This is a genomic window from Okeania sp. SIO2F5, from assembly GCF_010692685.1.
Taxonomy (GTDB): Bacteria; Cyanobacteriota; Cyanobacteriia; order Cyanobacteriales; family Microcoleaceae; genus Okeania; species Okeania hirsuta.
Window position 1 is genome coordinate 1 of the sequence record NZ_JAAHGU010000016.1, and the last position, 14309, is coordinate 14309.

Annotated in this window: 7 protein-coding genes and 1 pseudogene; 7 read left to right on the top strand and 1 reads right to left on the bottom strand. The window is 34.7% G+C overall.

Annotation, left to right across the window (positions count from 1 at the left end; genetic code table 11):
- The first annotated feature begins 300 nt into the window (after positions 1-300).
- Positions 301-1416: a chorismate synthase gene (gene aroC, locus F6K27_RS09000; RefSeq protein ID WP_287275770.1), complete on the top strand. Its 1116-nt coding sequence runs from the start codon at positions 301-303 to the stop codon at positions 1414-1416.
- 440 nt (positions 1417-1856) lie between these two features.
- Entirely contained in the window at positions 1857-2765 is a 909-nt protein-coding gene (locus F6K27_RS09005) for an MBL fold metallo-hydrolase (RefSeq protein ID WP_375339682.1), read from the top strand.
- 671 nt (positions 2766-3436) lie between these two features.
- Here the strand turns inward: F6K27_RS09005 and F6K27_RS09010 are convergent.
- The gene (locus F6K27_RS09010; RefSeq protein ID WP_353735958.1) at positions 3437-4333 is read right to left on the bottom strand and encodes a tetratricopeptide repeat protein; all 897 of its coding nucleotides are present in this window, start codon (positions 4331-4333) and stop codon (positions 3437-3439) included.
- A gap of 1873 nt (positions 4334-6206) precedes the next feature.
- On the opposite strand from F6K27_RS09010, the gene F6K27_RS09015 reads away from it, so the two are divergent.
- From F6K27_RS09015 to F6K27_RS09030, 5 genes and pseudogenes are all read left to right on the top strand, one after another.
- On the top strand, positions 6207-8078 hold the full coding sequence (locus tag F6K27_RS09015; protein ID WP_287275772.1) for a tetratricopeptide repeat-containing sulfotransferase family protein: 1872 nt from the start codon (positions 6207-6209) through the stop codon (positions 8076-8078).
- A gap of 1336 nt (positions 8079-9414) precedes the next feature.
- Positions 9415-10776 carry a tetratricopeptide repeat protein gene (locus F6K27_RS09020; RefSeq protein WP_287275774.1) on the top strand — a complete coding sequence of 454 codons (1362 nt, stop codon included), beginning with the start codon at positions 9415-9417 and terminating at the stop codon, positions 10774-10776.
- Between the two features lie 904 nt (positions 10777-11680).
- Positions 11681-12553, top strand: coding sequence for a lipopolysaccharide assembly protein LapB (locus tag F6K27_RS09025; protein WP_287275776.1), 873 nt, complete (start codon positions 11681-11683; stop codon positions 12551-12553).
- An 11-nt stretch (positions 12554-12564) separates the two neighbouring features.
- A pseudogene (locus tag F6K27_RS33590) lies at positions 12565-12657 on the top strand (hypothetical protein); the annotation flags it as partial.
- 57 nt (positions 12658-12714) lie between these two features.
- Positions 12715-13725, top strand: a complete 1011-nt coding sequence (locus F6K27_RS09030) for a sulfotransferase (RefSeq protein WP_287275777.1) — start codon at positions 12715-12717, stop codon at positions 13723-13725.
- Positions 13726-14309 lie beyond the last annotated feature (584 nt).

A 14309-nucleotide genomic window follows, 5' to 3' on the forward strand; every position in this document is an offset into this window, starting at 1 on the left:
CTATAACACTGAGTTTACCGTGAAAATTAACTATCTTAAGCATTTGCGATCACCTCCGGTTAAGCGTACGCTATCGCTTCCTAAAAGATAGTTATAGTAAGTGTTCGACTATTTCCGGAGATGTCTAATATAGTTTCGCTCTCGTTGCTGACCCCTGATGTGCTTCTTTAAACTTTTTCTCCATAGTCCTACACCTCAAAAACTCTTGACAGAGCAAAGTATTTGCTGATCGCTGAGTGCTTTATTTAAAGAAAACAGGTTAAAATAGAGGTCTTAATTCTTTATTGTAGTTTGAGTTTCATGGGCAACACATTTGGACATCTATTTCGGGTAACAACATTTGGTGAATCCCACGGAGGAGGAGTAGGAGTTATAATTGATGGTTGCCCTCCTCAACTAGAAATAGATGTTGCAGAAATTCAATATGAGTTAGACCGTAGGCGTCCAGGACAAAGCAAAATTACTACACCTCGCAAAGAAACAGATATTTGTGAAATACTGTCTGGAGTATTTGAAGGTCAAACTTTGGGTACGCCAATGATGATTTTGGTGAGAAATAAGGATGCTCGTCCACAAGATTATCAGGAGATGGCTAGTAAATACCGTCCATCTCATGCTGATGCAACTTATGATGCTAAGTATGGTATTAGAAACTGGCAAGGTGGGGGACGGTCTTCAGCTAGAGAAACTATTGGACGCGTTGCTGCTGGGGCGATCGCTAAAAAAATTCTCAAACAATATTCTGGTGTGGAAATTGTTGGCTATGTGAAGCGCATCAAAAATTTAGAGGCCATTGTCGATCTAGAAACGGTGACTATAGAACAAGTGGAAAGTAATATTGTCCGTTGTCCAGATACTGAATGTGCAGACAGGATGATTGAATTAGTAGAACAAATACGGGATGTGGGAGATTCTCTGGGAGGTGTGGTTGAATGTGTGGCCAGGAATGTCCCGAAAGGTCTTGGTTCTCCTGTATTTGATAAATTAGAAGCAGATTTAGCTAAGGGTGTAATGTCCTTGCCAGCGAGCAAAGGATTTGAAATTGGTTCTGGTTTTGCAGGTACTACTCTCACAGGTAGCGAGCATAATGATGAATTTTATACAGATGAGCAAGGGGAAATTCGGACTGTGACTAATCGTTCTGGAGGGGTACAGGGAGGAATTTCTAATGGAGAAAATATTGTGTTGCGGGCAGCATTTAAACCAACTGCTACAATTCGTAAAGAGCAGCGTACTGTTAGTCGTGTAGGTGAAGAGACATTGTTAGCAGCGAAAGGAAGACATGACCCTTGCGTTTTACCTAGAGCTGTACCTATGGTAGAAGCAATGGTAGCCATTGTGCTATGTGATCATTTATTGCGCCATTATGGACAATGTGAGAGTTTGAAATATATGGCGCTACGCGCTAGGGAATAGGGAATAGGGAATAGCTAACTGTAAAAGGGTTTTTCCCTGTGGAATCCATCAGGAAACAGGATTGAAAAATGTCTTAACCAATTCGGTGTTGCTGATTTGAGGTATGAAATTCAACTTTGGGTAAATTTTAAGCTAAAACAATATTGCAAATTATACCTATTTAGTCACCGAACAACTCTTTTCTACCTACTGACTCCTGACTCCTAGCTCCTAACTCCTGTGAAATCATACATTTATTCAGCAACGCCACCAATTCTTGTAATGCTATAAATAGTGCTTTGCAGATTGGTTAATTATTAAAATTGGACAATTTTTTGAATTGGCAATAATTAACAACTTATAGAAAAGCAAGCTGCTATATTTTCTCTCTCTAGTTCAATTTCCTAAAAATCCAGAAATCTTTAAATTCATAAAGTGGAAACTGCTAAAAGAAAATTCATATGGAAACTAAACTTTCTTCTGAAGTGCTAACTCAAGATAATGTTGATTTCTCCAAGATGTCTGAACAAATGGGAGATTTTTTAGTGAAGTTTTGGGGTGTACGAGGTAGTGTTCCTACCCCAGGAAAAGATACTATTAGATATGGTGGAAATACTTCTTGCATAGAAATGCAAATAGCTGGTAAGCGCCTGATTTTTGATGGTGGAACTGGTCTACGAGAATTAGGCGAGGAAATGATGCAGGAAATGCCAGTAGAAGCTTATATGTTTTTTACTCATTATCACTGGGATCATATTCAAGGTTTCCCTTTATTTACTCCTGCTTTTACCCCAGGAAATAGTTTTCATATCTACGGAGCTATACCTCCAGAAGGGGAGTCCATGAGAAAGCATTTTATACAAAGGGTTCTACATTATAATTCTCCTATTCCTTTAAATGGTATCCAGGCTGACTTACGTTTTTATGAGCTTCAGCATGGGGAAAAAATGATGCTGGATGATATTGAGATTGAGACTGGTTCTCTGAATCATCCTAATACAGCAATGGGATATAGAGTGACATGGAATGGACGGACGGTAGTTTATTGTTCTGATACGGAACATTTTCCCGATCGCTTGGATGAAAGTGTGGTAGATTTAGCCCGCAATGCTGATGTATTAATCTATGATGCTATGTACACTGATGATGAGTATCATAATCCTAAGTCTTCTAAGGTGGGTTGGGGACATTCGACTTGGCAGGAAGCAATCAAAGTAGCTAAAGCAGCAGGAGTAAAGCGGGTGGTAATTTTTCACCATGAACCTACTCACAGTGATGATTTTCTCGATGAAATAGCAAAAAAAGTCAAAGCAGCTTTTCCCCAGGCAGTTATGGCCCGCGAAGGTTTAGTCCTGCCAATGGGAGTTTAAAAAGCGTTTTCTGGCGGAATGCTGCGCAAACAGCAATTCAGCAGTTCAGCGGTCAGCTCTGCAAACAGATACCTAATTAGGGTTTGCTGAAAAAGTCTTTTAGTAGGAGACAGGAGACAGGAGACAGGAAACAGGAGACAACCCACCCCTCGCCCCTCCCAGGAGGGGAGAAATGGGAATGAGCGAGGAGGTAGGAGTAAGAATTGTAAGAGTGATTTTTCTACCATAGTCAGCCCAAAATACTAGCTTTTTGCAGCTGTTGGCACCGAAAAGCTGGCACTTTTTTGAACCCCAAAAAGGCTAATACCTTTATTTATCAATACTTTGAGAATTAATCAGCAGAGCAATAATTAGGGTTTGCTGAAAAAAGCAGAGTGTGGGGACCCACCCCTCGCCCCTCCCCCTCCCAGGAGGGGAATGTGGGGAGGGTGGGGAGAGCTGAGAAAGTAGGAGGAATAATTGTACCTGTATCTTTCTGTGCTTATCTGCCTTTTATCCTGACTTTTTGGTCACTCAAGCTGAAAAGTTGGCACTTTTTTTCGCTCCAAAAAGGCACTTACTTTTATATGTCAGTGTTTTTAGATTTAATCAGCAAACCCTAATTATATGCACAAATTTTTAGGCTAATAGCTGAAGCGCTAATAGCTGATAGCTAGTTAAAATAACTACTTTTAGTACAGGTTTAATAATAGTTGCTTTCGATATTCTTTACTGGTAGAGTTATCATCTCCTAAGATATTAAATATTGCCAGCATTGCTTTGCGTGCGCCGTCATTTTTATATTTACGATTTCTGGTGACTATATCTAAAAATAATTTTAGTGCTTCTTCATAGTTAGCTGATAGTGTTAAGCTACAAGCTTGAGCATACATTTTATCTAGTTCACTATCACCAGGATTTTCTGCTTCTTGTTTAAAGTGAATTAGTCCTTTTACTGCTTGTATTTGGGGATAAAACTCTCGGTTATTTTCTCCAATAGTTTCTATTAGTTTTTGAGCTTCTTCTAATCGATTTAAGCTGACTAAAAATTTTGCAGCTTCTATGATTAAGCTAATATTACGAGGATATTTTTGAAAAAGCTGGTCTAAAAGATTTTTTGCTTGTTTTAATTCACCAGATTTTGTCAAGTTCCGCAGTGTTTCTAATTCTGTTTCTAGTTCTGATTTAAGATTAAGTTCGCCTAGAAAATTTCGTAGTTTTGGCTCTGATAGAACTCCTACAAAACCTGGTTTAACTTCTCCTTGAGTTACAATTTTAACATCTGGTACTCCCTCTACACCATAAGTTTGAGCTAATTCGGGATTATGATCGACATCCACTTTAGCTAAGATAAAGTCATATTCTTGAACCAACTTTTCTAAGATTGGTTTAAGCATTTTACACGGACCACACCAAGTAGCGTAAAAGTCTACTAGAACAGGTTTTTTGTGGGAATTTTTTAAGACTTCGGTGGCAAAGGTTGTGTTGTCAACTTCTATAGATATACCCATTGAATTCCTAGAATATTTTGTGTTATTAACTATTATGTCATTATGTCGGAATTGAGCAAATTTTTGACTATATAATATGAAATAGGTGAATGTTTGCTACAGGCAATTGATCGGGAGATAGAGAGATGTGGAAATGGGGGAATGGTAAAATAGCATAATTACTTGTATTTCAGATAAAATTTATCTTTTATTCTCTCGCTCAACTTGCTCAACTTATTTATTGAGGTTTGGTGAAATAATTGTATTATTATTTTTTGTATTTCATATAAGGTTAAAATTTTCAATTATTTTAACCTTGCTACCCTAGAATTTGTATCAAGTTTGAATAAGTGCGTTATCAATAAAAAAAATCTTGTTTATAGTTATGAGAAAGAGAGATTATACAAAGTCTGGTTTATCAAAAAGATTGATGATTTTTCCCTATTTCCTGTTCTCTCCTTTAAAAAATATCATATTCGTATAATCAGTTATGATTTAGATTGCTTTAGTCAGGGTTTTGTTGGAATATATGTAGAAAGTTACCATTTCTTAAATTACTGTAAATTGCAAGTATATGAAGTACAAATATTTAAGACCTCGCCCTTAAGGACGGAGTTTGAATTTTTGTGGTGTGGGCATTTTGTCCACGACTTATGTACCTCACATATATCATCTGCGCTTGAATACTTATAAATTAAGAGAGTAGGGAGTAGGGATAATAGGGATATTTGCCCTGTGTAAAAAGATAGGTTTTTTTCATCACTAATTATCCGGACTTGATATTAGATGAAATCTGCTGTAGGTATTAGGTAAGGCGGTAAACTTTTCTCATCTAGAATATTACCTATAATCTACAAACCTTGTTTGATATAGCAGAAGGAAGAAGGCGTTTAGTTATCTAGGAGAGAAGGAAAAATATTGCGTTGTCTGAGTTTTAAGCTTTTGATATGTCTTATACCAAGGGTGTTAACGAAGTCAGAAGTCAGAAGTCAACCCACCCCAAACCCCTCCCAGGAGGGGAAGTCAGAAGTTATTTTTGTAACGGGGATGCGTGAGCAACCCTCCAAAAATATTTCGCCTTAAAAGGCGGGGTTTTAGACCCATATTATTTTGATAAATATTTGCTACAAGTAACTAGGTTATTTCTTAGGCAGTAAGTGGTAGAGGCAAACCGCCGTTTGCCCGTACAGGTAGGGGAGCTGTCGGATTGGCGACGTACAGAATGAATAGCTTTAATACCATTTATGAGGTCATAATTTATCTTTTTCATCCAATGGACATTTCCTATAAAGTCTTTATAATTGCCCTTATTATTAGTAACATTATTTTTCCAAATTGGTATTAACCTTCCTTCGACTGCTATAGCACTACGCAAATAGGTTAGGACATTCCTCTATTTCCTATTCTTTACTGCCTACTCCCTACTCCCTTTTCACTCAAATTTATTGTCCTAACCAAAGAACTGGAGTTTAGACTAAATTTTGGAATCTTCAAATAATCTACCCAGAAGCAATGAAGACTTGGAACTCACTACCCTTGGGTAATATCAGGGATGTGAATTTTCTCGATGCTTTTTATGATTTGTATTTTTGAGGGAGTTTGGGTGAGGAGTAGGTTATTCAAACTCTTCAAAAAGTCTTGCCATGGGACAATTAACCCATAGCAAAAGCTCTGGATAATTAACTTAAAAGTTGTTGCAATGCTGATAAAGAATCCGTTATCCTGTGGTGAAAAAACGAAAAAGTCCCACAAAAAAAGCTCAAAATCTGAAAATTTAGACTCAATTTCTGGTTAATTTGCCTTCTTTTTTCACCCAAAACAATCTTGGGAAATTTTGTCGTAGTCTAAACTCCAGTAGGTTCAACTATCTCACTATTCTCCCTCGGCAAGTGTTCGGCCCGCTGTAATTAGTCTAAACTCCAGAAAGAAGGTACTGCTATATAAATGTGCCAATTACCTATTACCAACTTTTATGTCATCAAGCACTAATTTAAATCCGAATATACCTGAAGAGTATGCCAAACTTGCGACTATATATGCTAAACAGAAAAAATGGGAGTTAGCAATTGAAAACTACCGTCAAGCTATTGCACTAAAGCCTAATTTTTCTTGGTATTACTATCATTTAGCACAGGTTTTACATCAACAAGAAAACTGGGATGAAGCTATAAAACTTTACTATAGCGCTATAGAATTAAACCATAATTTTTCTTGGTATCATTATAATTTGGGAGATGCTTTAAGCAAATTAAAAAGATGGGAAGATGCTGTTAATGCTTACAAAAATGCAATTAAAATAGATCGAATTTTTCCTTGGTCTTACTATAATTTAGGCAATGCTTTAGTAGAGTTAAAAAAATGGGATGAAGCGATATATAACTATATTTATGTGGTTAAGTTACAGCCAGGAGCGCCAGGAATTTACAGGAAATTAGGAGATGCTCTAGAACAAAAATATAATTCAGATATAGATGCAGCAATTCAGGATTATCATCAAGCTATTCAGCATCAAGGGCAACATCTTATTTACGATAAATTACTGGAATTTTTACAGGATAATCCAAATTTATTTGTCGAAATAGCAAATAATTTAGCTAAAGCAGATAAGAATAATGGGGCGATTATTTTTTATAAAATAGCTTTAGAGATTAATCAAGATGACTTAGAAATTTGCCACAAACTACAGCAAGTTTTAGATAAAAAATACCAGTTATCCCAAGAAATTTTAGAACTCCGAAGAAAAATAGAATTAAATCCAAATAGTAAGTCTTATTATAATTTAGGTATTGCCTTAACTCGACAACAAAAATGGGAGGAAGCAGTTGTAGCTTATCGTCAAGCTATTGAAATTAATCCAGACCTATCTTGGTGGTTTTTTTACAATATATGGGAAGCTTTTGCGAGAGAGGATCAACTATCAGAAATACTAACTTTTTTCCAGAAATTTCACAAGTCTAATCCTGATTCTTATTGGTCTTACTTAAATATAGGAGAGGCTTTAACTCGTTTGAATAAAATTGAAGAAGCTATACCTTATTATCAAACTACTTGTTATCAGCAAACTCAGAAGTTATACCCTGAATTAGTATCTCAACCATGGAATTTAGAAGAAGTACAAGGACCGAATTTTATCATTATTGGAGTTCACAAAGGAGGTACTACTTCCCTTTATAGTTATCTGACTCAACATCCACAAATTGTTCCTCCGATTAAAAAAGAAATGGATTTTTGGTCTTGGAAATTTAATGAGTCTATAAATTGGTATTTAGCTCATTTTCCAGCAATTTCAGAAAAGAAAAATTTTCTCACAGGGGAAGCTAGTCCTAGTTATTTTGATTATCCGAATGCTGCGAGAAGAATTTTTCAAGTGTTTCCTAAAGTTAAGCTAATTATACTTTTAAGAAATCCTGTGGATAGAGCCATATCTCAATATTATCAGTGGCTACGATTAAATTGGGAAAATCGCTCTTTTGAGGAGGCTATTCAATTAGATTTAGAGAAGCTAACGAAAGCTCCTGAAAAAGTTAATTACTGGATGAAGGAATTAAATTATTTAGCACGAGGAGTATATGTTGAGTTTTTTAAGGAATGGATGAGTTTATTTCCACGGGAACAATTCCTAATCTTGAAAAGTGAAGATTTTTATGTTTACCCAGAAGTTACTATGGGGAAGGTTTTGAATTTTTTAGATTTGCCAGAATATAAACTCTCAGAGTACAAAAATTATAATATGGGAAATTATTCTCCTATTGATGAATCAATCCGTAGAAGTTTAAATGATTATTTCCAAATTCATAACCAAAGATTAGAAGAGTATTTAGGAATGAAATTTCACTGGGATTAGGGGTAAATTCAGTGATCAGTTAACAGTTATCAGTACTTCCTGGAATAGGCAGGCAAGAAAATACTGAAAATTCTTTGTTATACCCTGAAAAAGGAAGGCTTGAGACCCGATATTTTTGTCAAAAAAAGAGAGATTGAAATTTGAGTGAGTGACAATCAGGTTATGAGATTATTTCAAATATTTATTGATTAATTGGTAGTCCTGCATAGTAATTGTATACAAGGAACAAGAGATGTTTGGCACAGGAGCAAGATGCTTCCACTGCCGTACTTCGTAACAAAAATAATGCAATGCACGACCATTACAATGCACCACCACGGATTAATTAATCCTTAGAAGTTTAAATGATTATTTCCAAATTCATAACCAAAGATTAGAAGAGTATTTAGGAATGAAATTTCACTGGGATTAGGGGTAAATTCAGTGATCAGTTAACAGTTATCAGTACTTCCTGGAATAGGCAGGCAAGAAAATACTGAAAATTCTTTGTTATACCCTGAAAAAGGAAGGCTTGAGACACGAAATTTTTGTCAAAAAAAGAGAGATTGAAATTTGGGTGAGCTACAATCAGGTTATGAGATTATTTCAAACATTTATTTATTCATAAATCTGTAGGAGTTTCAATGATTATTTTCAAATTCATAACCAAAGACTAGAAGAGTATTTAAGAATGAAGTTTAACTGGAATTAGGAGTCAATTCAGTTATCAGTTACAACCTATTCCATGTAAGTGTGGTACAGTAATTCTAGTAGATTGTCTCAAAAAGAATGAAAACTTAATTCCATACTTCAACAACTATTTAAAAAACTAATCCTACTGTACCTCATCAACCTGGAATACCCTTGATCGGTACTTCCTGCAATAGGGATACGAGAAGATTCATAACTTGATTTATTATACCCTGAAAAAGGAAGGATTGAGACCCGATATTTTTGTTAAAAAAAGAGAGATTGAAATTTGGGTGAGCTACAATCAGGTTATGAGATTATTTCAAACATTTATTTATTCATAAATCTGTAGGAGTTTCAATGATTATTTCCAAATTCATAACCAAAGACTAGAAGAGTATTTAGGAATGAAGTTTAACTGGAATTAGGAGTCAATTCAGTTAGCCTCCTACCGGATAAACTGCAGACTTCAGTTAGCCTCTTTACAAAAGAGTTACCCTATCAGTACTTCCTGGAATAGGCAGGCAAAAAAATACTGAATTTTATTTTTTATATCTTGAAAAATGAAGGCTTGAGACCCGATATTTTTGTCAAAAAAAGAAAGATTGAAATCTGGGTAGCCTACAATCAAGTTATGATATTATTTTCAAAAGTTTAAAATATCAATATGTATTCAAATTTAACTCCAGAAATGTCAGCTTTTAGTTTATATCAAGAAGCAGAATCTTATTTAGAAGCTGGAAAACTAGATGAGGCTTATTTATACTGTGAAAAATCTCTAGAAATATTACCAGTTTATCCTTTGACTTGTAAAACATTAGGAAATGTATTACAGGCAATGGGAAACTTAGAAGAAGCGATAATTTGGTATACAAAAGCTATAATGCAGCAGCCAAATTGGGCGGAAATTTACATAAATATTGGGAGTTTATATGCTAAACAAAATGAATGGCAGCCAGCTATAGCTTGCTATGAAACAGCTATTGAAATACAACCAAATTTGCCTGGTGCTTATCGAAATTTATCTAGGGTTTGCCAAAAATTAGGTAACTTAAGTTTGGCAGAAAAATATTGGGATAAAGCTCAAAAAATAGAATTAGAAAAGACGGCTTTAGAAAAAGTGAATCATGGGGAGATTTTATTAAATGAAGGTAAAACGGAAGAGGCAATAACTGATTATCGTGAGGCGATAGAATTAAATCCTAATTTATCGGAAGCTTACTCTAAATTAGGAGAAATTTTTGTAGAGCGAGGAGAATTAGATGCAGCTATCAATTGTTATCAACATTTGATTAAAATTTTACCTGAAAACTGGATATTCTCTTACAAACTAGGCACAATTTTTCAAGATATAGGCAAGTTAAATGATGCAGTTGAGGCATTTCAACGAGCTATAGAACTTAATCCAAATTTTCCTTTGTATCACAAACATTTAGCAGATATTTTGTATGAACAGGGTAAATTAAATCAAGCTATTACTTGTTATCATCAAGTAATTAAAATTAACCCGAAAAATTGGGATGCTTACTGTAAAGTAGGGGAAATATTGCTCAAGCAAGGAAAAATAAATCAAGCACTTGTCATTTATCAAAATGGTCTCAAGCTTAATCCTAATTTAGCTAGACTTCACTATAAAATGGGCGAAGCGCTAAGTAAACAAAAAAAATTGCAGTTAGCAATTCCAGCTTATCGTCGAGCTATAGAATTAAAAGTAGATAACTATTTATTTTATCGCAAGTTAGCAGATGCTTTACAACAACTAGGACAACTAGATGAGGCAATTATTAATTATCAAACAGCTATTGAACTTAATCCTAATTCTTGCTGGTTATATACATCATTAGGAAAAACATATATCCAACAAGAAAATTGGTCTGATGCTATTGAATGTTTGAAAAAAGCAATACAAATTAAACCAGACTACCATAAAGCTTACGAAAAAATAGCCTATATTTTTGAACAGTTAGGCGATCGCTCTGCAGCAGAAAAATGTAGATATCAATATCAATTACCATCTGAAGTAGGGTAGTAGGGGAGTATTCAACAATTAATAATTAATTATTAATTATTAATTATTAACAATTACCTCTCCTTTCCTTGAAAAGAAGAGGATTGACTTAAAGGAAAATTTTTGCTTCTCTTGGTCGATTGGATATGGCGAGGTCTCCTCACCATCCCACCCTTCGGAAAGCTGCGCTAACAACCGCTTGTTTCTCCTTTAAAGGAGAGGCTTTAAACCTTAATTATTCGGTAAATATAATAATAATTAGGGTTTGCTGAAAAAGTCTTATGGGTGAGGGACCGAGTCAGGAGGACTGAGTCAGGAGGACCGAGTCAGGAGAAATAGGAATTACAGAGGATGTAGTTGGAAGAATTGTCCCTTAATTTTTCTGTCCTTGTCTGCACAAAATGCTAACTTTTTGAGCTTTCTTGGCCGAAAAGCTGGCACTTTTTTCAACCTAAAAAGGCTGAAACTTTTATATGTCAATGCTTTGATAGTTAATCAGCAAGCCCTAATTAATGCTAACCAGCGTGCTAATAATTAAAAAAGTGATTTGGTTCACGTTAATTATTTAATAATTGAAGTGGTATCTAAGTGAAGCATTAATACATAGTAATTGGTATTATTGAAAAGGGAGTAGGGAGTAAGCGGTAGGGAATGGTGGGAAATTTCAGACATTCTCAAAACAATCAAGAAAAGTATTTTTATTATGTCTAATTTAATGAGACCTGATATAACTTATTGAAATACAGCAAATTTTAGGAAGTGTGAGGTACAGTTTGAGACTAATCTATAATTTTTATTCATTCCCTGTTGCCTGTTGCCTGTTGCCTGTTGCCTATTCCCTATTCCCTATTCCCTATTCCCTATTCCCTATTCCCTATTCCCTAAAGCATAAAACTTTGTACCTTATCAACTGGAAAACTGCTGTATGTCTAATAATGAAAAGACAAAAAAACTAATAATTAATTTTAATCAAATAGCAGCATCTCATTTGGCCGAAGGAAAGTTAAATGAGGCTTATGCAGCTTGTGTTAAAGCATTAAATAGCCAACCAGAATTTGCACCAGCTTGTAAAACTATGGGAGATATTTTTCAAGCACAAGGTGAGATAGAAGCAGCCAAAAATTACTACAATAAGGCTATTCAAATACTACCTAATTTTGCTGAAGCTCATGCAAACCTGGGTAGTATGTATGCCAAACAACAGCAATGGGAACCAGCAATTTCAGCTTACGAAAAAGCCCTCAAAATTCAACCAAATTTAGCAGGAGTTTATCGAAATTTAGCTAAAGTCTGGCATAGCATTGGTCAAGAAAAATTAGTCACAGAATGTAATTATCAAGCAGTTATTCTAGAACCAGAATCATTGACAGCCACAGAACATATAAATTTAGGAAATAAACTTTTAGAGTTAGACAAAATAGAGGCAGCAATTAACTGTTACCGTCATGCTATTAAAATCAACCCCAATTTATCCGCAGCATATCAAAATTTAGGAGAAATTCTGAGTCAAAAGGGCGAGTTAGAAGATGCCTTAATAACTTTAAACCAAGGAATAAAATTAGCTCCTAAAAATCCTAGACTTTACTACTTACTAGGGAAAGTTTTCCAAGAAAAAAAAGAATATGATTTAGCTCACTCTGCCTATATTAGTGCGATAAAACTCAAACCAGAAAATCATTTATTCCACAAAAAATTAGGAGATGTATTTCAAGAAAAAGGAGAGCTAGAGCAAGCGATCGCCTGTTACCAAAAATCTCTAGAAATCAACCCTAATTTTTTTTTGCTTACTACAGTTTAGGTAATATATATATTAAGCAACAACGATGGGATGAAGCAATTTTTGCTTACCGTAAATCAACTATTATCAACCCAAAATTTTCTGGTGCATACTATAACTTAGCTGATGCTTTTCTGCACAATTATCAAAAAAAAGAAGCTATTAACGCTCACTTAGAAGCTGTGAGACTTAGACCAGAACATTCTTGGTTTTCTCATCATTCAGTCTTATGGAATAATTTATTAGAAAATAGGCTTGAGGAAGTATTAAATTTATATCAAAATGCCACCAAAATTGAGCCAAATAGTTTTTTTTGTCATCTCAATTTAGGGGAAATTTTCACAAAAATCGGAAATATTGAAGCAGCCATTAGAAGTTATAAAAAAGCCTGTTACAACCAAACAAAAAAAATCCATCCTACTTTTGTAGAAAAACATTGGAATTTTCATAACGCATCAAGTCCTAATTTCATTATTATCGGTTCTCAAAAAAGTGGTACAACCTCTTTAGCAAATTACATTAATCAACATCCTCAAGTTTTACCAGCTATTAAGAAAGAAACACATTTTTGGTCAGGAGAATTTCATCGAGGAATTGATTGGTATTTGGCTCATTTTCCTTCCATTCCTAAGTCACAAAATTTTATTACTGGAGAAGCTACTCCTAACTATTTAGTCAATTATAAAGTGGCAGAAAGAATCTATAGTTTACTACCCGGTCTTCAACTATTAGTCATTTTAAGAAATCCTGTAGATAGAGCCTTTTCTCAATACCATCATTGGCAAAGATTAAACTGGGAAGACCGCTCCTTTGAAGTAGCTATTAATCAAGAATTAGAAATACTCAAAACTACTCCGAAAAAACCTCAAGGAGATAAAAAATATTGGCAACTTCCGGGAAATTATATAGGGAGAGGTGTTTATATAGAATTTATGCAGAAATGGATAGAAGTATTTCCCAGAGAACAATTTTTAATTTTGAGAGGAGAAGACCTTTATCAAGGGACAAATGATACCATGAAGCAAGTTTTTGATTTTTTAGGTTTGCCAGAACATAAACTGCAAAAATATAAAAAGTTGAATTCTGGTTCTTATGCACCAATTTCCGATTTGCTCCGTCAACAATTATCTGAATATTTCCAACCTCATAATCAGAGATTAGAGGAATATTTAGGGATGAAGTTTAATTGGTAATTATTGAAGAAGGAAGAAGGAAAGAGCGAAGTTGGAAAAAGGAAAAAGTGGATGAGGACTCACAGCCCAACCAATTTTCATTAATTGATAATGGATAATGAATAATGAATAATGGATAATTACCTCTGGTTAAAACTGTTACGGAATTGAATATCAGAAAATCTGATTTCTTTTGTCTCCTTAAAAGGAGAGATTTTAAACCTTTGGGGATTAATTATCAATTATCAATTATCAATTATCAATTATCCATTGGTAAATATCCTATAGAAGCCATTTGGTATCTTTGCCTGGGTAAAAATTGATGTAGTCAAAAAATATATCCAAAGTTGATAAAACTACGTTCCGCTACGCGAACGCACTTCCACTCACTAATTCTCTTTTTCATCTTAATAAGCACCTACGCAGAGCGAATTACTTACCTCAAAAATACACGAAAATTTCTTCACAAGCAACCACCCTATATTTCTTACATATCAACACTTTTAACAAATGGCCAAGCAAAGCGCGTTCGCACTCAAATTATCCCCATTTTTCCCCCTAAATAGCTCATTTGAACTTTTTTGGGGAAATTTAGTTTAAATTCC

What these genes read in the sequence shown, in the direction of transcription:
- aroC (WP_287275770.1), top strand. Translation starts at nt 301, where the DNA reads ATGGGCAACACATTTGGACATCTATTTCGGGTAACAACATTTGGTGAA.
- F6K27_RS09005 (WP_375339682.1), top strand. Translation starts at nt 1,857, where the DNA reads ATGGAAACTAAACTTTCTTCTGAAGTGCTAACTCAAGATAATGTTGAT.
- F6K27_RS09020 (WP_287275774.1), top strand. Translation starts at nt 9,415, where the DNA reads ATGTATTCAAATTTAACTCCAGAAATGTCAGCTTTTAGTTTATATCAA.
- F6K27_RS09015 (WP_287275772.1), top strand. Translation starts at nt 6,207, where the DNA reads ATGTCATCAAGCACTAATTTAAATCCGAATATACCTGAAGAGTATGCC.
- F6K27_RS09025 (WP_287275776.1), top strand. Translation starts at nt 11,681, where the DNA reads ATGTCTAATAATGAAAAGACAAAAAAACTAATAATTAATTTTAATCAA.